Annotated in this window: 11 protein-coding genes; 4 read left to right on the forward strand and 7 right to left on the reverse strand. The window is 68.9% G+C overall.

Features of this window, described 5'->3' with window-relative positions; genetic code table 11:
- The 3 genes from CCN33_RS13780 to CCN33_RS13790 form a co-directional block, all read right to left on the reverse strand.
- Window positions 1–250 (reverse strand): hypothetical protein (locus CCN33_RS13780; RefSeq protein WP_140394540.1); only part of this gene is annotated, 250 nt, incomplete at its 3' end.
- A complete protein-coding gene (locus tag CCN33_RS13785; protein ID WP_086693924.1) occupies window positions 247–2,151 on the reverse strand; it encodes a UvrD-helicase domain-containing protein in 1,905 nt (634 codons plus the stop codon). The genes CCN33_RS13780 and CCN33_RS13785, both read right to left, overlap by 4 nt.
- Window positions 2,148–6,920: a DEAD/DEAH box helicase gene (locus CCN33_RS13790; protein WP_244173790.1), complete on the reverse strand. Its 4,773-nt coding sequence runs from the start codon at window positions 6,918–6,920 to the stop codon at window positions 2,148–2,150. Before CCN33_RS13790 ends, CCN33_RS13785 begins: the two co-directional genes overlap by 4 nt.
- Before the next feature lie 563 nt (window positions 6,921–7,483).
- Between CCN33_RS13790 and CCN33_RS13795 the strand changes: the two genes are divergently transcribed.
- From CCN33_RS13795 to CCN33_RS13805, 3 genes are read left to right on the forward strand one after another with little or no spacing between them, the layout of a single operon-like run.
- The gene (locus tag CCN33_RS13795) at window positions 7,484–9,589 is read left to right on the forward strand and encodes a helix-turn-helix domain-containing protein (RefSeq protein ID WP_086693926.1); all 2,106 of its coding nucleotides are present in this window, start codon (window positions 7,484–7,486) and stop codon (window positions 9,587–9,589) included.
- Window positions 9,586–10,563 carry a hypothetical protein gene (locus CCN33_RS13800; RefSeq protein WP_086693927.1) on the forward strand — a complete coding sequence of 326 codons (978 nt, stop codon included), beginning with the start codon at window positions 9,586–9,588 and terminating at the stop codon, window positions 10,561–10,563. Before CCN33_RS13795 ends, CCN33_RS13800 begins: the two co-directional genes overlap by 4 nt.
- Window positions 10,563–11,459, forward strand: coding sequence for a DUF6339 family protein (locus CCN33_RS13805; RefSeq protein WP_208621748.1), 897 nt, complete (start codon window positions 10,563–10,565; stop codon window positions 11,457–11,459). Before CCN33_RS13800 ends, CCN33_RS13805 begins: the two co-directional genes overlap by 1 nt.
- A gap of 33 nt (window positions 11,460–11,492) precedes the next feature.
- Here CCN33_RS13805 and CCN33_RS13810 read toward each other — a convergent pair whose 3' ends face one another.
- Together CCN33_RS13810 and CCN33_RS13815 are read right to left on the reverse strand one after the other, a co-directional pair.
- Window positions 11,493–12,701 carry a DNA cytosine methyltransferase gene (locus CCN33_RS13810; protein WP_086693939.1) on the reverse strand — a complete coding sequence of 403 codons (1,209 nt, stop codon included), beginning with the start codon at window positions 12,699–12,701 and terminating at the stop codon, window positions 11,493–11,495.
- A gap of 47 nt (window positions 12,702–12,748) precedes the next feature.
- Window positions 12,749–13,795 (reverse strand): DNA cytosine methyltransferase, encoded by a 1,047-nt coding sequence (locus CCN33_RS13815; protein ID WP_425275842.1) that lies wholly within the window; start codon window positions 13,793–13,795, stop codon window positions 12,749–12,751.
- Between the two features lie 173 nt (window positions 13,796–13,968).
- Between CCN33_RS13815 and CCN33_RS13820 the strand changes: the two genes are divergently transcribed.
- Window positions 13,969–14,160, forward strand: a complete 192-nt coding sequence (locus tag CCN33_RS13820; protein ID WP_086693928.1) for an AbrB/MazE/SpoVT family DNA-binding domain-containing protein — start codon at window positions 13,969–13,971, stop codon at window positions 14,158–14,160.
- A 628-nt stretch (window positions 14,161–14,788) separates the two neighbouring features.
- Here the strand turns inward: CCN33_RS13820 and CCN33_RS13825 are convergent.
- Complete coding sequence (locus tag CCN33_RS13825) at window positions 14,789–16,945, reverse strand: UvrD-helicase domain-containing protein (RefSeq protein WP_086693929.1); 2,157 nt, start codon at window positions 16,943–16,945, stop codon at window positions 14,789–14,791.
- 375 nt (window positions 16,946–17,320) lie between these two features.
- Window positions 17,321–22,027 carry a DEAD/DEAH box helicase gene (locus tag CCN33_RS13830; RefSeq protein WP_086693930.1) on the reverse strand — a complete coding sequence of 1,569 codons (4,707 nt, stop codon included), beginning with the start codon at window positions 22,025–22,027 and terminating at the stop codon, window positions 17,321–17,323.
- Between the last annotated feature and the right edge of the window lie 296 nt (window positions 22,028–22,323).

Genomic DNA, 22,323 nt, shown 5'->3' on the forward strand with positions numbered 1-22,323 from the left:
CGTCGCCGGCAACGACGTCGGGCGGGGTGTCGACGCCGTCCTCCTCGTCGAGCGTCAGGGGCTGCTGCGCATCGATGTCGTCGGCGGAGGGCTGGGGGAAGAGGACGCCGATCGGATAGGCGGTGATCGGCGCGTCGTCGGTGAGGACCTCCTGTTCGGTCCCGTGTGGGCCGAGCAGGTCCTTGCGCAGCGCGGCGCGCAGGTCGGAACGCAGGTGGTAGTGCGCCGTGCGCGGCGACGGTGCGGTCACGGGTGGTGGTGTCCTTCCGGGACGGTTTCGGCGTGGGTCCAGTCGAAGCGGCCCAAGCCGCACAGGCGCGGGGCGAGCCAGACGCCTCTGTCGCCAAGGCCCAGGCGCTCGGTGAGAGCGGGGAAGCCGGCGACACTCTCCACGGTGTCGATGCGTAGTCCGGTGACGCGGCACGGCCACCGCTCGACCTTCCACCCCGCATTGATCTTCAAAAGGCGCCACAGGTCGTGGCGGAAACGCTCGGAGACGACTCCGATCGGCCGGCCATCGTGGAAGATCCCATACGGCGGGGTCTCGACGTCGGATGCGGGCAGGTCGTGGAGTCGGCGCAGCTCCACCGCGTCCCCGCCGTGCACCCGCTCGCGCAGGTACTGCTGGAGGGCCGGGGGGTCGCTGACCGGATCGTCGGCGCCCGCGGGCGTGGCGCGGCACACGTCCAGATCGCCCGCCTCGATTCCGGTGCGCGCGTAGGACTGTCGGCCGCCGACGTACCACCGATCGGTGGGCTTGTGCTTGCGCATCATCCAGGTGTGCGGGCGGGCGAGCCGGTAGACGTCGTCGCGCGGCCGGGTCATCGCCACGTACAGCAGACGCGCCTCGGCCGGCGGGTCCGCGTGCTCGCCGCGCCGTTCCGACGGCGCGGGCGGCTCGACGATCAGGACACGGTCGAACTCCAGACCCTTGGCCCGGTGCACGGTGGAAATGACGAGTGGATGGAAAGGGGGTGCGGTCAGTTCGTCGGGCAGCCGGCTCTCGGCAACGGCGCGGCGCAGCGCCTCGAGGTCGAGGGTGCCTCGGGGACCGGCGGCGCAGCGCCGCAGCGCATGCCACGTGCGCGACGCATCCCAGGCGGGCGCAAGCACGGCCAGGTCGCGGAAACGGTCCTCGGTCAGCTGGGCGGCGCTGGTCGCCAGCAGCAGCTGGGCCACCCACGCCGGTGTGGGACGCGAGCGGGGCGAGCGCTGGATATGGTGATCCACCCCCAGCGTGTGCAGCCGTTCCGACAAGTGCAGGACCTGGCCGTTGTCACGGCACAGGATCGCGGTGGTGCCCTCGAATTGCCGCAACGAGGCCAGGGTGAACGCATCATCAAGGGGGCCGAAGTCGGGGGCGAGGGCGAGGTCGGAGCGCAGCTGCGCATACACCGCCTCGGCTTCCTTCGCCGCCTCGCCCCTCTCGGCCGGCAGGGTCTGCAGTCGCGGCCCGTACGGCAATGCGATACGGGCCTCTTTGGTGCGGGCGCGGAAGTTGTCGGCGAGGGTCACTTCGACCAGATCGTCGCCGAACGAAACGCGCACCCAGCGGAAGAAGAGATTCGTCTCGTTCGCACGCTCGTCGGGGTCGGCGACCTGGAAGCCGTAGATCGCCTGCGCGGCGTCGCCGACCACGGTGAAACCGCAGTTGTCCGCGTACCGGTCGAGAAGCGCCTCGACCATGTCGCGGCGCACGCCCACGAGGTCCTGCACCTCGTCGATGACGACGTGCGCGGGCACCCCCTGCTCCGAGGCATCCAGCACGCCCCGCTCGATCGCCTCGGTGGCCATCGCGATGCGCTGGTCGAAGCTGGTGCCGCCCAGGTCGTCACGCTGGGGGTTTTCCAGCAGCAGCACGGACAGCGCCCAGCCGTCGAAGGTCTGGGCCCGCACCCGACGAGCGGTGGTGGCGAGCTTGTCGACGCGCTCGCGCAGCTCGCGCACGGCGGCGCGCGAGAAACTCAACACGAGGATCTCGCCTGCCAAAAGCTCCTCAGTGCCGGTCAGATGCTCCAGCCGATAGGTGAGGGTGGTCGTCTTGCCCGCGCCCGCGCCCGCCGTGACGAGCGTCCTGGCATCCCACGGCTTGGTCACGACGGACAGCTGGGCGGGGGTGAGAGAAAGGCCCACCCCTTCCGAGACGGTCACTGCTGTCCCTTCTTCCACAGGTACTCGAACTCGGTGAAGGCAAGACCCGCGTCGTAATTCACGATGTTGTCGCGCACGTCGAGGATCAGGCAAGTGCCCTTGCCACCGTTGCGGGGCCCGCGCAGACCGCGGCCGATCATCTGCTGGTAGCTGTTGGCGCTGTAGACGGGACGGGCGATGACCACGGCCCGCGTGGCCGGCGCGTCGAATCCCTGCGTGAGCACGCCGTAGTTGGTGATGACCCGGATCTGGCGCTTGCGGAAGGCCTCCACGCGCTTGCGCCGCTCGGCAGTCGGAGTCGCCGAGTCGATCGCCGCCGCCCGGATGCCCCGGTCGCCGAGCTTGGCCGCAAGGAACTTGGCATGCGAGACGGACGTGGCGAACACCAGCACCGGCCAGTCCTCGGGCATCGCCGCGATCTCGTCCAGGAGCATCTGGTTGCGGTCCTCGTCCTCGGCCAGACGCTGCTCGGCACCCTTGGGCAAAAAGCCGTTGAACTGCTCGACGGTCCGCAACTCGTCCGGGTTGAGCTGCATCCGTGCACCCTCCAGCTCGCGGTGTTCGACCTGCGACAACACGCCCAGCTGCTGCAGACTCGGAATCGGCTCGCCCAGGAAGACCCCCTCGTCCAGGCGGCGATTGCCGAACCGCTGGGCGAGCTGCCGGGTGCGATCGGCGTCGTTGCGGAACGGGGTGGCGGTCAAACCGACCAGGTGACGGGAGGTCTCCCAACGGGTCAGGCCGAGCTGCTCGAAAATCTTGGTGTACTCGGGCGACGTCGCCACATGCGCCTCGTCGACCAGCGCCAGGGACGCCCCACGCAGCCACGCGTACTCGTCCGTGTGCAGGCAGACCCGCAGCTTCGCATCGGTCGCCACGACCAGATGCGGGCGGCCGGTGACCGGGGTGGCGGAGTTGCTGCTCCACAGCCGGTCGATGACCAGCGGCTGGTCCGCACCGACCTTCTCCCACACGAACTTCCAGGACTGCACGGCCTGTTCGCACAGCTCCTCGGTCTGCGCGACCCACAGGATCGGCCCCGCCGGGGTGCCCGCCTCGCGGATCCAACGGATGACGCCCTCGGCCGTGACACGGGTCTTGCCCGCTCCGGTCGGCAGGCTGAGCATGGCCCGCTGCGGCGTCGGCAGCGTCAACAGCTCCGTCAGCTTCGACGCCAGACGCTCCTGGTAGGCGTGCAGAGCGGGGAATTCCGTGGGCCCCTGCGCCTCCTCCCTGGCCGGCGGGGAGGGCACGCGCGCGCCGGCGAAGGAGTCGGGAAAGCCCAGATCGGTCACGAACCGCAGCGCCGAGGCGCTGCCATCGAAGTAGCGCGGTGCGTTGGCGTACTGGGCGGCGATGTCCTTGGCGTGCACCCGCAGCACCGACTCGTCGTGCGCGTTGTAGGCCATCTCGGCAAGCCGGCGTGCATCGGGCTCACGGCCGGTCTCGGAGATCTCGCTGGCCAGCAGACCGGTGGGCAACTCCCTCTTGATGTCCTCCTCGTCGATCATCATGGCGATCTTGTCGATGACGCTGTCGCTGCGGCGGATCGCGGCCAGGCGGGCCTGATAGGCGCGGTCGGCCTGGTCCGCCTCGTACTTCTGGATCAAGGCCCGGCACCCGGAGACCCCCATGTGCCAGCCGAACTCGCGGTCGGCGATGACGAGTGCCTCCTCGACCGACAAACGGTCGGGCACCAGCACCGTGTGCTCCTGCCGGGTCCCGTCCAGCGGCTTGGTCCGGCTGCCGTTGGGGGTGCGGACGACTTCCTCCAGCTCCGAACAGCGCTGCAACATCAGGCCGTTGGCGCGGCTGCCCAGGCGCTGACGCAGCGGCGGGTACTCGTCGACCAGCGGCACCGGCAGGCCCACCGGCACGACGCGCACCCGCTTCTCGACGACGTCCGAAACCCGCCGCATCCCCCACTCGGTGATCATGAACTCGGCCTGCTCGCGATCGCCTTCGGCGTCGACGAGGAGCGCGGGGTGCTTCTCCCGGATCAGCTCCTCGTACTCGGCGCGCGTCAGGGCCACGGCGATCTCGTTGTCCGGGCGCATCTGCCACTCCTCGCCCACCCGGCAGCGCACCGTCTCCTCGACCACCACCAGTTCCAGTGCGACGCGGATCAACGTGGCGTACGTGCGGCCGACCAGGGCGTCGTCCTCACTGCTCTTGGCCAGCTCCAGAAGGTGGGACCAGCGTCGCGGCGCGACCTCCTCCACCGAGGTCGGCAGTCCCAGACGGCGCGCCTTGTCCTGCTCGAGCTGGGTGGCAACGGGCAGGACGTGCGCGTAGGCGGCAAGCTGCGGGCCGACGGCATCACACACCGACACCAGTCCCTTGGAGGTGTGCACCGTCCCGCTCCGGCGCAGCAGCCACAGGATGGGGGAGGGGACCCGGGTGCGGGTGCTCACATTGCGGCCGATCTGCCGCGTCCAGGACTCCACGAGCCCGTCGGTCGGCACGGCGTCGAGGAACGCGGCCCTGCCCTCGGACGAAAGACGCTCGAAGAGGTGGAGCGGACCGGCCGTCGGCGAGCCCTCCAGACGCACGGTACTCATCTGTACACGGTGGGCCGTGGAGTCGAGGCTTTCCAGGTACGCCTCGTGCAGGGCGCGGTGGTAGGTCTCGAACCAGGGGTCCTGCTCGGGGTGGTGGCCCCGCGCGGGGCGGTCCTTCATGCCCAGTTCCCGCAGGGTGGAGGCGTCGTGGACGGACAGGTCGACGGCGATCTCCGCGTCCCGAGAGCCGTCCGCTGGTACGACCTTGCCGGGCAGCAGGCAGTCCCTCATGGGACGAAAGGCGCCGGCGACCGTCTTGACGTGCAGGATCTCGTCGTGCTTCGGCACCTTCGCACGGATGGTCAGCACCTGCGCGCTGCCGCCGGCGCTGCGCAGCAACTCCCAAAAACGGGCCCACGAGTCGGCGGTGTAGCCGGCGAAGCCCTGGTCGAGCACGCTCTCGAACCGGCCGCGGCTGTCCGCGTCGCGGATCCCCACACGGTCCAGGTGCAGGAGCAGGGACGGGTCGGAGGCGATCCGCTCGTCGACGTACACCAGGTCATCGGGCAGGCCGTCGATGCCGGAGTTGCGAAAGACGCTGCCCGCAACGGGCGCGACGAAACCGTGCCCGGCGGTCAGGACGATCCGCGCCCGGCGGGCATCCTGCGTCTGGTCGGACGGCAGCTTGTCCAGGAGCTGGGACAGCAGACGGATCGCGGCGGCGGAGGCCTCGACGGTGCCGTCCTCGACCAGCGCCTCCAGCCAGTCGCGCACCGACTCCACCGGCCTGTCCGCGGCGGTCAGGAAGTGGGTCAGCTTGCCGCGCCGCCCACCCACCTCCACGGAGTGGTGCACCCAGTTACGGGGACGACCGGGATACGTACGCCACAGCTCCAGAGCCTCCCTCGGCAGTCCCTCGGGGTGGATACGCAGCTCGGCCGGGATGCGCAACGTGCCGTCCTGGTCGGGCAGGGACGGGTTCTGGGCCGTCAACCTCCACACGAGTTCGGTCAGTCGGGCACACGCCCAGTTCGGCGACTCCTTGGTGCGGCCGGGCAGCAGCGGGAGGTAGGCCGCCGGGTCCTCGGGCTCGGCCAGCTCCGGCAGGGAACCGACCACCAGGTTGGCCGCGACCCGCAGCAGCTCCTCGTTGAGTGCGCTGCCGGTGAGCAGGTTCTGCCGGTCCTCGTTGGTCTTCCAGGCCGCGTTGAGCGCACCGCTGAGCGTGGTGGCGTACTTGGTCGGGAAGAACGACCAAAACCATCCGCGCTCGTTGGGGACCTGCCGGATGCCCTGGTCGTTGACCTTGTACTCAGGTACCGCCCAGGAGACGTCGATGGTGACGCGGGCGTGCAGTTCACCGGCGGCGTTACGGGACTCGTCCGTCACCTGGTGCGGCACCATGAAGACACGGAACCTCTCCACCTGGGCGGGGGAGCCGCCGCGCGCCTCACGGACAGTGTGCAAGGCACCGTCGTGCTCCACGGTGATCTCGCGGCGCACCTTCGGCATCACGCGGACGTCCTCCAGCACCACCGTGCCCACATGATGGGAGAAGAGCTGGAACAGACGCGGGAACTCCTCGCGGGCGCCGTCGTTGCGTCCCCGGCCCGCCTGATGGATGTCCAGGCCCAAACGCTCCGCCGCTCCCGGCAGCAGGCGCAGCCGTACGACGGTCGTGGCCCAGGACAGCAGCGCGCGCAGGTGCTCGTCGCGGGCGCACTCCCATTCCACGTCCAGGGGCCTGGCCACGCGGAGCACCGGGGTTTCGCCGACCGTGTCCACCGGCGCGAGTCCCCGATCGGCGCGTCCCTTGTTGACGGCGGCGAGGATCTTGGCCGCCGACCAGTCCGCGTCGAATCCGAACGATCCGGAGGTGCTGAAGAACTGCGGGGTGCGCGTCACCGACAGGACGGACTTCACGCCCACCCCGAAGCGGCCGATCTGCCCGCCTCGCTTGCGGGAGACGCCCATGCGCAAGATGGTGTCCGCGCCGTCCGGCGTGATCGGGGTTCCCTCGTTCGCGCAGTACAGGTGGTCCTCGGTGAGCATCACGTGGATTTTGCCCCCCTGCTGCTCGCGCAGTTCGTCCGCGGCGTTCTGCACCAGCTCGAAGAGCTGCCGGTCCCCGTATCCGCCCTGGTGGATACGGCGCTCGCCGTTGGCGTCCTCCTCGACACGGTCGGGATTGAAGGCGTAGGTGCCCAAAGCCAGCTCGGTGAGCTCGGCGATCTTCGTCAGGACGGCACTGTCCGCATGTCTGTTCACGAAGGTGTGTACTCCTCGAAGGCGGGTGGCGCACCGGCACGGACCATCCGCGTACCAAGCAGACCACCGGTCCGATATGCCGGGAGAAAAACGCGAGACGAGCGGCCCACCCCCTGAGGGCGGAGCGCACGGCTCGGGCGCACAGCGTGCGCAGGAGGTTGTGGGAAGCGTCGGGCCTGCGGTAGTTACGCGAGCGCGAGGCGGCTTGCCGGTCGCCGACGTCTTGCAAGGAATCGATGGCTGCGCACGAGTGGCCCCCCTTAACCGCGTGTTCACATGGCGACGGGAGACGTGCATTCCGCAGGCTTCCCCAAGCCCGATCGGAGAGTTCCCCTCGTCGCAAGCCGGGACGTTATACCCGTGTGGCCCGCCATGTCCACCAACTTTCAACAACTTCGCGGCCTGGTCGGCTGGGACGGCGTTGTCAGTGGTGCCTGCTATGAGCCCACCGGCACCAGCCTCGTCTAACAAAAATTGACGCATGCTTAGGTGTCAAAAATGCCTGCTAGGCTACGGGTGAACTGCCGTTCCGGGACGAACGCCGACGGAGGTCGATCCACCCCATGACAGGGCAGCAGGCAGAAGCGTTCGGGCCGTGGCTGGGGCGTCAACTGCGGCGCGCAGGCATGACCCAGGCCCAACTCGCCGGCGAACTGGGCAAGACACGCGCCGCCGTCTCGGCCTGGATCACCGGACGAGCCGAGCCACGCGAGGACGCGAAGGCGCACATCGCGCACATCCTCGGCACCGATCTGGCCTCACTGATGACCAGGACGGCCGACGTTCCCCTCGCTTTGCCTCTTTCCTGGCAACACCGGCCGGCTCACTCCGACGGCGGCCGTGAGTACGGCAACGTGGCCGCCTTCGCCTTCGACGCCGACCTGTCCGTCCTCGCTCGTGAGGCCACGCAGAACTCCCTCGATGAGCGTTTCGACCCGCAACAGCCGGTACGCGTGCACTACATGCTCCACGAGCTCAGCGGCGAGTACCTGGACGCCTTCCTCAAGGCCGCGCACTGGGAGGAACTGAGCGCGCACTACGAGCAGGCGGCCGCCGGCACACAGAAGGTCTCTCGCGGTCTGCGTGCCGCCCTCGACGAACTGACCTCAAGGCGTTCCCTTTTGCTGCTACGCATCGACGACTACAACGCCTGCGGCCTCACCGGTCCCGAATACGGCGACGGCCGTTATGCCGCGGTCGTCCGCCGCACCCTGGACTCCCACAAGAGCCAAGGAGGCCGTGCGGGTGGCTCCTACGGACTGGGCAAAGCCACTCTTTGGGCCACCAGCCGCTTCGGCCTCGTCCTGGTGAACTCCACGCTCAGCGAGGCCCACGAGGGACGCACTCAACGACGCACCGTGGGCCGCCTCGACCTTCCCTGGCACACCCTCGACGGCGAGGCCTACGCCGGACCCGCATGGTTCGGCGAACCCGACACCGATCCCGAACGCAAAGACGTTGCCCGATCCTGGTGGGCCGACGAACGAACCGTGCGTGACTTGTACTTGGAGCGCATGAGCGACGAACCCGGCACGTCGTTTCTCATCGTTGGCGCCCACGACGCCTCCGGGGACACCGTGACATTGCAGGAGATGCACGACAAGTGCGTCCGCTCTCTCGCCGACGGATTCTGGGCCGCGATGATCGGCGGCCGCGACGCTGGCCCCTTGCTGGATGCTCGGGTCACTACTCTGCGTAACGGTCAAGTGGTCATTGCCGAGGAGCGGGTCGATCCCCACGCCCATCACGCGACCCTCAGCCGGGCCCTGCAGGCCTACATCGACGGCCAGACCGTTCCGGAGCTCACTGCCGGCGACCAGGTCGCCCACGCCGAGGTCCCCCTCATCGTCACCCCCCTCAAAGGCACCGGCCGCGCCCGCGACAAAGGCCGCGAACACCAGGCCGTCCTGCTGCTCACCCCGGCGGATGACGCCGACGAGCGCTTCAACCGCATCGTGTGCATGCGCGGCAACCGCATGACGATCACCGAACAGCGGCCCCGCGACCTGCCGCTGGGCACCATGCCGTTCCAGGCCGTCCTTTTGGCCGGCTACGCCACCGGCCGCACCGGCGAGGACGTCGACCTGGCGGAGGCGTTCCTGCGGGCCTCGGAGCCGCCGGAACACGACCGCTGGGACCGCACCGAGGAACTCACCACCAGCTACGAGCGCGGCGCGCTCAGCCGCATCAAAGAATTCCGCCACGGCATCGACAAGGCGGCACGCTCCCTCGCCGTCCGCCGCGAGGCCACCCGCAGCGGCGGACCGAGCGTCCTGCGTGAACTGCTCACCCTCGAGACCGACACCACCGCGGGCGCCGGCCCACGCCGCACGCAGTCCTTCCCCACGGTGCGCACCCTCAGCGCCCACCTGGAAGACACCGGGGCCTGGAACGTCACGGTCACCCTCAAACTCCCCGACGCCGACGACCCCTGGCTGCTCACCCCCGTCGCCAAATTCGACGTACGCTCCGGCGGCAGGCCGACCATCGACTGGTCGCTGCTGGTCGGCTCGGAAAGCTGCCGCGCCGAAGGCGGCCACATCATCATCGAACCCGGCGTGCGCACCGCCGTCTTCACCGGCGTGACCGACCCCGCCACCCACCCCGTCAAGGGCGCCTTCGCACGCCTGGCCGTCGACATCCTCCAGCCCCGCAAAGGCGCCGCGTGAAATCCGTCTTCCCCTACCCGACCCTGTTCGGCGACATCGCCTTCGACATCACTGCCGTCACCGTGGACGGCACCCCGCTGCCGTACGCGCAGGTGTCCACGAGCGAACGCACCGTCGCCCTGCACCGATCAGGCCGCGAACACTGGACGCGGGCCACGCTCCACCTCAAGGCCCGCCTCCCCGAGTCCGAGCTCGCCGAGGGGCCCTTCACAGACGTCACCTGCCTGGCCGTCCTCACTGAAAAGGCCACCAACACGCGCACCACCGCCCGCCTGGCCCGCACGCCCGGCGGCGACTGGCACGGCACCATCGACCTCGGCAAAGACCACCACCTGCGCCGCGCCACGCTCACCGTGCACGCCATCGCCACTGTCGGGGGTGTAGCCGGCCGACTGGTCGGCTCCGCCGAACAGGACTGGTATGTGGACCTGCGCGAGTCCACCCCCATCCGACGCCGGGAGATCGACATCGTCGAGGTGGACTTCCGCGACGGCCCGCACGAGTGGCTGCGCCCCTTCCGCGAGGCACCCTGGATCGTCGAGACCAGCGCCGACACCCCGACCGTCTACCTCAACACCACCGCCGTCGAAGGCCTGATGGAGGTCCTGACCGCCAAGGGGGGCACCACGGCCGAACGCGTGCTGCGCGACATGACCGCCAGCCACATCGCCCAGGACGCCTGGACGGCCATGTTCCACACCGCCATCAGCGACCTCGACGTCGACGAGGACGGCACCCCGGTCATGCCCACGGGCTGGCGTGAGGCTGTCGTTCGCACGATGCTCCCCGACGTCCTGCCCGGCCGCCAACCCACCGACGCCCTCTACGACATCAACGAGCGCCGCACCCAGGGATTCGGGTGGTCCCAACTGCAGAGCGCGATCCAGTACGCGGCCGGAAAACGCAGCCGCGTCACCAAGAAACTGACCAACGCGGTGCGCACCGTCGACCGCACGGACAAGGGCGTGAACTGATGCCCCGAGCCACCCCCCACGACATCCCCCCGGTGCTCGGCCTGCTCCCCGACGCGGTCGTGGCCAAATACCTCAGCCACACCATTCAATCCGGGCAGGAGACACCACCTCAGGTCGCCCTGCGCAAGGCCGCCACCCTGCTGCCCCCCACCGAGGCACGCCGGCACACCGCCCCCCTCCGGCAGCTGCTGGAGGAGGCGATGCGACGCTTCGACGACCAGCGCACCGCTGCCGATGCCTGGCTCGCCCCCCGCCTGCACGCCACCCTGCGCCTGACCCGGGCCGAGGCCGCCGACGGCCGGCTGTGGAACTACCTCGCCCTGCTCGTCGCACCGGACTACGTCCTCTGGCGCCACCAGGGCACCGAATCCACCGCCACCTCCCGCTTCAGCGGCGCGCACTATACCCAGGCCTTCTCTCGTCTGTGGTGGGCGGCGGAACTCTTCCGCGACGGCGCCGACTACCGCCCGGTGGAAACCGCCTGCCGCGTGCAGGACGTCCTGAACACCACCCTGCGGCTGGACGTCATCGACCACCGCCCCACCGCTCTGGCGATTGTGCGGATCCTCGACCGCCTGATCGCCGACGGCATCCCACGCCCGGGCGATCACGTCAACGCGCTGTCCTCCGCCGTCAACACCGCAGGCAGCACCCTCGTCTACGACGTTCTGGCACCCGACCCCGGGGGAGAGGGGGAAGCCGTCCTGGACTGGATCGCCGAGGCCCAGGACGCCCCGGCTGTACCCTTTGAGCGGCTGCCGGACGGGCCCGACGACGGACGCGTGAGCGCACAGTCCGTGGACACCCTCGTCGCCCTGTTCGACAAACTCCTGGCCGAGGCCCCCAGGAGACAGCGGCCAACCCTGCGACCGGCGGACCCCAGCGTCATCCCGTAGCAGGCGACCGAGGCCCAGCGCCCCGGCATGTGATCAACCTGCCGTGCCCGGTGCTTGCTCCGTGCCGGAAGACGCGGGAGGCGTCCAGTTCTCCAAGCGCTTCCACACCTCCCGGCCAGGTGGCTCGAGCCCGAGCGCAGCGCTGAGGATGTGCACGCCCAGCCGCGGCGGGATGGCGTTCCCGATCTGTTGGGCGATGGCGCCGCCGCGCCACGGGTACGCCAGGGGGAACGACTGAAGTTGGCCCGCCTCCTGATGGGTGAAGCGGCCGATGTCCCTGCCGTCCCGGGTCTGCAACCGGTTCCGGGAGATCTTCCCTGTGACCGTGGCCGACGGGGTCGTCGCCTCGCGCCGGCCGCGTGCTTTGGGATCCCCGCCGGTCCCGTAGTTCGACACGACCACGAAGTGGTCCTTGCGCCCCAGGGCCTTGCCCATCGATACCCATGGCTCAAGTTCCGGGGCACCCACGGAGGCCGCAACGCCCTTGCGGTAACGACGGTGGGTGGGCTCGGGAAAACGTGGACGCTCACCCAGACGCGCCAGGAGCACGGCCCGGCGGCGGGTCTGCGGCACCCCGTACTCCTCTGTGTGGAGCACGAAGGCGCGCCGAGGCGGCTTGGCCGGTCGGCGCGCACCGGTGACCTCGCCCAAAAGCAGCTGGCCATCCTCCTCCGGCGTCGCCGGCTCGACCCGGGGGAACTGGTAGCCGATCCGTTCGAGAACTTCGCCCATCGCCTCCCAGACCGGAAGCACGGCGGGCACCTGCTCCAAGACGATGGCCTCGTACGGCTGCTCCCGGAAATGGGCCTCCAGCGCCCATTTCAGCGGCTGCAGAACCAGCGCGGTTCGCTCGTCGTCGAAGCCCTCGGCCTCCTTCATGACCAGGTGGAGGCCTTCGACGTCCTTTGCCCTGCCGAGGTCCTCCACCAGCGACAACACCAGGTCCAGTGCTCGGCGCCCGGCGCCCGAGCCGGCCACGGTGAAGGTCTGGCACGGTGGCCCGCCCGCCAGCACGGTCGCCTCGCGCACCTCCTCGCTGTTCGGACCGTAGTCACGGACATCGCCGTGCACGGTGAGCAGGTCGGCGGCCTGCCGCGTCTCGAAGGCGTCGTTGTCCCACTCGATGCCGATGGTCTTCTGATCGAGGATCTTGGCGGCGATGTCCAGACCTCCGGGGCCAGCGAACAAGTCCACGATACGCAAAGGTGCAGATGAGGACTGGTGAGGCTGTGCGGCGGTCATGATCTGGGAGTGTATAGCGACCCGGCCGGCGGCGGTGCCGCACCTGCTCATTGAGCCAGGAGGGCAGCTCGGATCGACAGCCCCAAGGCCTCGGCGAGCGGAGGCGGGGTCGCGTTGCCCACCTGCCGGTAGCGGGCGGTTTTGCGCCCCATGATCTTCCAGTCGTCGGGAAAGCCCTGCAGCAGGGCGACCTGCTCTACGGTGAGCGCCATCATGCCCTCGCGCCCCAATGCGGGATCCCAGTGGAAGTCCGGCCCCGGCACGGCATCCGCGATCGTGCCGCCGTCCACACCCATGCGCGCCCACGCCCGCTTGGAACCCGTCATGCCGAGATCGGGGCCACCGCGCTCCCACGACCCCCCGACGATGGTCGGGGCCAGACGGTCAGCCTGCGCGGCCCACGCGGTCGCACCGTCCCACCCGCCGGCGGCCATCGACTCACCCAACGCCATTCCCACCGTGAGCGGCGGCTCCAGCAGGCGCTCGGGGGCGCGAAAGCGGCCCAGACCATCGCTCTTGAACGCGACGAGCACCCCCTCCCCCCGATCCTGCGGAACACCGTAGTCGGCAGCGTTCAGGACGAACCACGCGTGCTCGTAGCCGAGATGCCCCAGCTCCGCCGCCACGAAGTCACGCAACGGCGCATACGCCTCCTTGGTCACCACATCCGGCACGTTCTCCAACAACACAGCCCGCGGCTGCACCCCGTACACCAGCTCGATGGCCGCCTTGAACAGGCCCAGTTCGATGGCACTACCGCGTGAGCGGTTGACCGCCGCGGTTCCCTTGACTCGGGGAAGCCCGCCGGCGAGGAGGTCGACGTCGTACACCTGCTGCTCTTCCGCGGGATCGAAGGCCATGAGATCGACGACCCGTATATCCCATTCGGGACGATTTACGCGGAGTGTTTCGCAGGCCACCGGTCGGTCGTCCAAGAGCAGCACCGGGTCGAAACCCGCACGTTCCAGACCGAGCGCGAGTCCCCCCGCACCGGCACAGATCTCCAATGAACGCAGGCGCGGGACGAGACGGTCGGCACGATGCTGCTGTGGCGGTGCCGGTTTCTCGACATCGTCGAACCCTGCCATCGTCATGCCGCGTGCACCTCTCCAGACCAAACATAGGGATCTTGGCGGACGGTGCCGAGACTAGCCCGACACCATCGGCGAGTGGCGCGGCCTTGTGCCACAGGTCCGACGCACCATGCAACCCCGCCCCGGCCGACCGGCGGCGGAACAGGACACAGTCAGAGTGGAAGACTGGCTCCATGCTGCGCGAACCCTCCGAAGTGGAGATCGACGAAAACGGCCGAGCCGAGATCCCCATGGGCATCCTGGTCGAGGCCGGCCTGACCCCCGGCACCCGAGTCCTTGCCTACAGTGCCGGTGACGGCCGCATCGTGCTGCGCCGCGCCGAGGACGCGCTGGCGGAGTTGGCCGAAACCGGGAATCTGACCTGAACCAAGACCTCTCCCGGGCACTCTCCTCGCGCAGCAGGCTTCGGTGCGATGACCCGCCCCGGGTACGAGGTCCGGGCGGTTGCACGCACGTGCTCAGACGGAGGGCGCAAGAGCACGAGGGGTGGCATCACCACATCGCCAGACCTGCGACCACTCCCACGTGCCTGAGGCACCCTCCGCGGAGGTCCGGCCGGATCTCCGCGGAGGGTGACGTCCTCCTTGCTTCCCTCCACGCCTTCCCACACGAGCACGTGGACGTGTTTTCCAAACTTGCAGCCTTCCCGGTCCCACTCGGTGATCAGGTCGGTGACGACGAGGGCGGCGGCGTGCTGGGCGCCCTCGGCCAGGTGAGCGCTCGTGATCGTCCCCCGCCACCGTTCGGGGTCGTCGCCGTAGAAGTGCCGGCCTGCCGAGCCGCGCGGCTCGTCCACGCGGTACACCCAGTTGGTCTCGGTGCTCATGGCGCCGATCCTGTCACCTGGGAGTTCCCTGTGCCGTGTCGGGTCCGCCCCCCGGCAGAGCGCGGGTCGACCGGCTACGACAATTGCCCCGACGTGTCGGAGATGCGGGATGGCACCTTCGTCGTCATCGGAAGGTCGTGCTCGCCGACCACGACCCGGCTGCGCGGTCACCGTTTTGCTCCCATCCCGTCGTCGGCAACGGGAGCGAGGAATGGGCTCGGGGTTCCGTGGCAGGAGACGAGCAGGTCCTCTCGAGCGCGTGTGCAGGCCACGAACAGCAGGCTCAGTTCGGTGGCGATGTCCTCCTGGTGTTGTTGCGGGTCGACGTCGATGGGGGTGATCGCGGCACGCATCGGCACAATGCCCTCGCTGACGCCCAGCACGGCGACGCAGCGGAACTCCAGTCCCTTCATCCGGTGCATCGTCGCGATGCGTACCCCTGCTCCGGGCGCCGAGCTGCCCAGGACGTGCGTGGGGAGGCCGGCCCGCTCCAACGCGGTCGCCAGGTCCCGGCCCAGCTGGATGAAGCGCACGGCCACGGCGATGTCCTCGGGGGCCACCCCCGAAGCCGTCCACTCAGCGATCCGGGCGACGGCCGCGGCGATCTCCTCGGCCTTGGAAGGGTGCGGCGCGAGGGTGGGGTGGCGACCGTGCAGAGTGGAGCGGTAGCCGGCCAGCGAGACGTCGTCGTCGACCGAGTCGACGGGAATACCGGTGAGCAGGGACGAGGCCCAGTCCAGGATCTCGTGCGTGGTCCGGTAGTTGATCCGCAACCGGTGGGAACGCCCGGTGATCGAGATGCCCAGGGATCGCAGCGACACCTTGTTGCCGTAGATGCGCTGATGGGCATCGCCCGCGATGAACAGGTCGTCGCGACCCTCCGGGACGAGCGCACGCAGAAAGCGCCACTGGGCCGGGTGGAGGTCCTGTGCCTCGTCCACGATCACGTGACGGAATGGCGGTTCGGCCTGGTCGGTCAGGCGGCTGGTGGCTTCCACGCAGATCTGCAGGAAGGTCCGCTCGCCCAACTGGTGCAGTTGCTGTTCGAACGCTTCGATGGCGCGCCACGCCAGCAGTCGTTGGATGGGCGGCAGGGCCGTGCCGCGTCCGTGGCGGGGGGCCTTGAGGTAGGCCTCGGGGTTGCGCAGGTCCTGGGCCAGGACGACATGGTGCCACTCCTGGTCCAAGAACACGTCGGCGAAGTTGAGGTTCAGCCGCCGGATGATGCGGGCCCAGCGGGCCTTGATCTCCTTTTGGTCGGTGACCAGCTTGACGGGGCTGCCGCTGTGCGTGCCGCGCACGACGTCGTAGGCCAGCGCGTCCACGTTGATCACGGTGATCTTCGCACGCAGCCGGTCGTCGGCAATCAACAGGCCCAGGCAGCGCTCCAGTTCCACTGCCAGCGCCCGGGTGTAGGTGGTGAGCAGGATGCAGCCGTCCGGCGCGTCGACCGGCAGCCGCCGAGCCAGGTGCAAGGCGCGGTGCAGGGCGACCACCGTCTTCCCGGTGCCCGGGCCCCCGAGAACCTGGGCGGGACCACGGTAGGACTCCTGGTAGGCGATCCGGTACTGGCTGGGGTGTAGGAACACGCGCCAGGCATCGAAGGGCCTCTCCAAGATCTCGCGCAGCTCCTCCGTGCCCGACACCAGGGCGATGCGGCCGCGCGCGTGGGTCATGGCCGCATCCAGGGGGTCGGCCGCCTGGTCGGTCGCATCCCGGGACGCCGTCGCATACACCTGCACCACCTCGCGGTCCACGGCCTCGGGGGACATCCCGCTGGCCAGCCCGAGCAGGACGTCGTACTGCTGCTCGGGAAGGACCCGATGCAACGCCTCCAAGTGAGCCTCGTCGGGGATGAGCCGAACAATGGGGATGATCTCGGCGTCGACGCCGAGGCTGCGCAACACCTTGTCCGGGTAGGCCGACTCCGCGAACAGCCGCGTGCCGTCCTGCCGTGTCGCCGCCCACAGTTCGGTGGTCGCCCGCTCCAGGGCCACGTCGTCACGCATCTCGATGCCCTGACTGGCCGCGTTCACGGAGGCGCGATGGTTTGCCGCCCAATGGTTGGCCTTGTCGTGCGGCAACACCTTCAGCAGCAGGTAGCCATCACCCTGATCGGATTTGAGGACGACACCGCGCCAAAAGTCGGTGATCCGGATGGTACGCAGGCGCGGATCGCGCTGGTGCGTCAGTTTCTCCAGGTGGAGCCCGGCGTGCGTGGCGGCGGCGAACTTCTCGAACACCTCGAAAACGCGTTTTTGCACGTGCTTTTCGAGTCCCGCGAATTCCATCAGGAAGTCGCGGTGTATGCCGAGCCGCGCCATGACGCCCCCCGTACCCCCACCGTCGATAGTGGCGATCACTGTACTGACCATCCGGGTGGCACGGGGAGGAGGGCCCCGGCCTGGGCAGAGGCGAGGCCCTGGCCTAGCCGCTGGGAGCTCAAGCTGCCTTGGGGGGCGGGCTCGGCCGGCGATCGCAGTCGCTTCCGCACCCCACCGAGGCGGCGTACGCGAAGGCAGGGACGATGAGGTCTCGCCGGCGTGGCCCTCCAAGGCCAGGGGTCCGATCCACCCGACCGGCGTGAAGTGCTCGCCGGTTTTGGCGCACCTATGGTCACTGATGTCGTGCGTTGTGCCGGCTCTTCGACGACGCGGTACCGGGCATCCGTCCGTCCGCCGTGACGGTCGTGGATGCGGTCAGCGGGTTTCCCCGTGCCACAGGTGCTCCATGCGCGTGTAGGCGAGTCCCCGACCGAAGTTCTCGATATTGTCGGCCACGTTGAGGATCAGGCAGGATTCCTTGCCTCCGTTGAGCTCGCCGCGCAGGCCCCGGCCGATCATCTGGATGTATGTGTTGGGGCTGAACGTGGGGCGGGCGACCACGACGGCACGGACGGCCGGGGCGTCGAATCCCTGGGTCAGCACCTTGTAGTTGGTCAAAACTCTGATCCTGTTGTCCTTGAACGCGGCGATGCGACGCCGCCTGATGCTCGGCGGCGTCCGCCCCTCGATCGATGCCGCCGTGATGCCGCGGTCCTGCAGGAGGGCCGCAAGGACCTGGGCGTGCTCCACCGAGGTGGCGAAGACCAGGACCGGCCAGTCGGAGGGCAGTTCCTCGATCCGGTCCACGATGCGCCGGGTGCGTTCGACGTCCTTGGCGAGGCGACTGACGACGTCCGCGGGCAGGGCCATCGCGTGCGTCCTTTGTATCTCAGCCACCTGTTTCGACGACAGCACGTAGGAACCGCCAGGGAGTTCCTCGTGCTCGACCTCGGCCAGAACCTTCAACGACTGCAGGTGCCGGTAGGCGTCGTGGTTGTCGAAGACGCCGAAGTCGAGGCGCTTGTGCCCGAAACGGGAGGCCAGGGTCCGCGTCTCGTCGTCGCTGTCCCCGCGGAAGGCGGTCGCCGTCAGGCCGATCAGGTGGCGTGAGGTCCGGTACTGGTCGATGCCGAGGGCGTCGAGGATCCGTGTGTAGGTCTTCGGCACGGCGAAGTGAGCCTCGTCGACGATGACGAGGGCGCACTCGCGCAGCCAGGCGTAGTCCTCCTTCGGGAGCCGGTTGACGGCGGTGTCGTCGATGGCGACGACCACCTGCGGCCCGTCGGCGACGGGAACGGCGTCCGGGATGCCGCCCCACAAGCGGGTGATGCGCAGCGGCTGGTCCGTTCCCTCGGTCTGCCAGACGTAGGCCCAGGTTTCGATGGCCTGCTCCGCCAGTTCCTGGCTCTGGGAGATCCACAGGATCGGGCCGTCGAGGAGACCGTCACGCAGCGCCCGGACGCCGGCCTCGGCGGCGATCCGCGTCTTGCCCGAGCCGGTGGGGATCTGCAGCATGGCTCGTTTTTCCTCGCCCTGGGCGAGGTGGTCGTACATGCGCTGCACCAGGGTTTCCTGGTAGGTGTGCAACTTCAGCGGCTTGCGCGGGCCCGGGACCGTCTCGTATGGGTTCGGGCTGCCGGGGGTCTGCGGGTCACCAGCCCAGGACTCCGGAAAGCCGTAGGTGCGCACGAAACTGCGTGCAGTTGAACCGCCCGTCCACATCTGCGGCACGTTGAAACCCGCCTCGGCGAGCGCCGGTGCAAGGACGCGCAAGACGTCCTCCCCGTGAGCGGCCAGGAGCAGCTCGGCCGCCCGCAGGCCGTCGACCGGGACCTTGCGCAGCTCCGCATCGGCGAGCGCCAGCCCCGGGGGCAGCTCGTCTATCAACCGGCCATCGCCGACGGCGAGCAGGAGCTTTTTGGACAGATCCGCCTCCTGGCGGACCATCAGCAACCTCTTGTCGTCACGGTCCCGCGCCTGTTGACGCAGGAGCCCCCGACATCCCTCGGCCCCCAGCCGCAGCCCGAGGAGCCGGTCCAGGGCCTGCAGGGTCGACTCCTCGTCACGCTCCCCGCACAACAACACCGTGAGCCCGTCGAGCGTCTCGGTCAGTGCCTGTTCGCGCCGCCCCTCCTGCGGGCCACGGACAATCCTGACCAGCTCGGAGCAGTGCGCCAGTTTCCAGGCCGCTCCCCGAGGAAGCACCTGGCGCAGCCGAGGAAAGACGTCCGTCACCGGGACCGGCTCCGTCAGCGGGACGGAGTGGATTTCCTCGACCAAGAGGTCGGAGGGGACCCGGAAACGGAACCGGTCGACGAGCAGATGCGCGTCGGCGTCCGTGGGGACCAGGAGCGCTGGCACGCGCTCACGGAGCAAGACCTCGTACTGATCCTCCTCGAACGTGACGGCGATACTCTTGCTGTGCTGCATCTCCCAGTTCTCGCCCACCCGGCAGCGGAACAGGCGCCCGTCCTCGAGAGTGCCTGCAGGCGCCGATGTGGCCAGAAAAGCGTAGGCACCTCCAACGAAGGCGGCATCCGTCCCCGAGTCCGCGCGCTCGGCCAGTTCACTCCACAAACTGGCGGGCACATCGTGGATCTTGGAGGGCAGCCCCAGCGCACGCGCGTACGCGACGGCAACCTCGGCAACGGGAAGGAGACGGCCGTCCACATCCAGCTCGGGGCTCACCGCGGCATGCGGCCGCCGCACCCCGATCGAGGTGCCCAGCATGCCCTGCTCACGGAGCATCCAGACCAGGGGTGACTCCACGCGCAGGACGTCACCCTGACCGCTGGTCCGCATGCACCGCCAGTCGGGCACGATCCCAAGGTCGGGCAGCTCCCGTGTGAAGGCGGCCCTACCGTCCGCCGACAGCTCCGCCAGCAGGTGCAGGGGGCCGGGGGGATCCTGGCCGATCAAGCTCACGGAGGACGACCGAGGACGGGACACCCGCGGCGAAAGGGAAGCGCAGAACCGGTTGTACACGACGCCGCTGTAGTCGTTGAACCAGGCGTCCGAGCGAGGGCTCATCCGGGTTAGCGGGCGATCCACCGCGCCCAGAGCCTTGAGTACTTCCGTGTCGGCCGCGTGGAAAACCGGGTCGATTAGAACCGAGGCATCGCGCTGCCCGTTCTCGGGCACCACAGGTCCCGCCAGGATGCAGTCGCGCACGAAGCGGAACTGACCGGTGGCAGTGCACACCTTGAGCACGCTCTCCGGTTCGGGGTGGCGCTCCTTGACGACCGTGACCATCTCGTCGCCCTCGACCGTACGTGCCAGAGCCCAGAAGTCCTCCCAGTCGTTGTTGCGGTACCGGGCGAAGCCCGAGGTGACGGCGGCCCGCAACCGTCCGGCCGGGTTGGCCTCCTCCACGCCCAAGACCTGCAGCGCGTGCAGCACCTCGGGGTCCTGCGCGATCGCGTCGTGCAGGTACACCGTGGTCTCGTTGGGAAGGCGGACGCCACCGTGCCGGCGGAACACCCTGCCGGCGGAAGGCGAGCGGAAGTCGCCCCGCTCGGTGAGCAGTATCTTGGCGTCTCGCACCTCGGCCGCCTGAAGCTGATTGCCCGTCTCCACGATGGAAGCCGCCAGCTTCAGCGCACACGTCGCCCCTTCCACGCTGCGGTCCGAGACGAGTGCCTCCAGCCACTCGCGCAGCGAGGACGGGGCGACGTGGGCCTGCTCGAGGATGTCCCGTGCCCTCGATCGCCTTTCACGACTCTCCACACTGTGGTGGCACCAGTTCTTGGGACGCCCCGGGTGACTCGCCCACCGTTCGAGCCAGCCCGGCGCGAGATTTTCCGGGTGCAGCCGCAGCTGCTTGGGGAGTCGCAGAAATCCGTCCTGATCCGGCAGGGAGGGCCGGCGGGCGGCCACCTGCAGCACCTTCTGGCTCAGCATCTCGTCGCCCCACTGGGAGGCCTCCCGGCCGCGCGCCGTGAGCAGGGTGAGGTAGGACCCCGGGTCCTTCTCCTCGAAGAGATTCGGAATCGAGTCGACCACGAGCTCCGCCGCTCTGGTCACCAACTCCTCGTTGAAGTCGCTCTTGGTCAGATTCTGACGATCCTCGGGCGTCTTCCACGGAGCGTTGAGGATGCCGGTCAGGGTCGTGTCGTAGTGGGTGGGGAAGTAGGCCCAGAAGGTTCCGCGCTTCCCGCGCTGCGGGACACCCTTGTCCGGGACCGCCCAGGAGATGGTGACGACAGGCCGATCGTGCAGCTCACCCGCCGTCTGTGCGGCGGTGGGGCTGGGCTCGTGGTCGACGCTGAAGACGAACCAGCGCTCGCTGCTGTGAAGCGCCTCGTTGCGCTGCTCCACGACTCGGTGCTCGACCCCCCGCGTCTCCTGCGTGATCTCCCGGCGCAGCTTGTGGCCAGCACGGGTGTCCTCAAGGACGAGACGGTCCACGTGGGGGGAGAAAAGCATGAAGTGCGCCGGGAAGTTGACGATGTCCCGACCCAGCCGCCCGTCCGCACCGTCATGCAGGGGGAGCACCACCGTCGTCGACGCCCACGCCATCAGTTCGTCAAGCAGCTCGTCACGCCGACGCTCCGCGGCCAGGTCCAGCGGCTGCGCCATCCGCAACACCGGGGTGGGGTCCTGCACCGAAAGGCCCGGGACCGTTTCCCGGATGACGCCAGCCGACCACTCTTTGTCAAAGCCGAACGAGCCGGAGGCGCTGTAGAAGCAAGGCGTGTCCGACACACTCAGCACCGACTTGACACCGACCCCGAAGCGTCCGATCTTCCCGGTCCGTTTCCGCGACACCGCCATCCGCAGGATAGTGTCGGCACCGGCCGGGGTCATCGGCGTGCCGGTGTTGGCGCAGTAAAGGCGGTTGGCGGTCAGGATCACGTGGATCGTCCCCACGCGCCCGGGCGAGCGGTCCATGTTCTCGTCCGCGCCGTTTTGGACCAGCTCGTAGATTTGTCGCTCGCCGTAGCCACCCTGCGTGATGCGCCGCTCGTTGTTCGCGTGTTCCAGGACGTGGCCAGGATCCGCCCGGTAGACGTTCAGGACCCGCTTCGACAGGTCCTGGACCACCTTTACGACGCCGTCCGCCTCCGGCGAGAAAATGGACATGGAAAAGCATCCCCCAGGCTGTTCAGGAAATATGGTTTTCGATGTGGGTGATCATCCGGCGAAAAACCGATACGGCGATGCGAAAGCGCAATGCGGCTCCTACTGTGCGACGACCCCCCAGGCCTACAGATACACCGGCGACCAAGTACCTGCTTTCCCATCAGATCACACCCTAACGACGCCATTTGACCCGAGCAAGCGGACGTGCTTTGCCGCCTCTCGGACGACGTTCCGCGGCCAGCCAGAGTCCGCGTCGATGAGAGCCGCATTCGGCTCTTTCCCGGCGTCGACTACGC

The sequence above is a fragment of the Streptomyces recifensis genome, from assembly GCF_002154615.1.
In the GTDB taxonomy this organism is placed as follows: Bacteria; Actinomycetota; Actinomycetes; order Streptomycetales; family Streptomycetaceae; genus Streptomyces; species Streptomyces griseoluteus.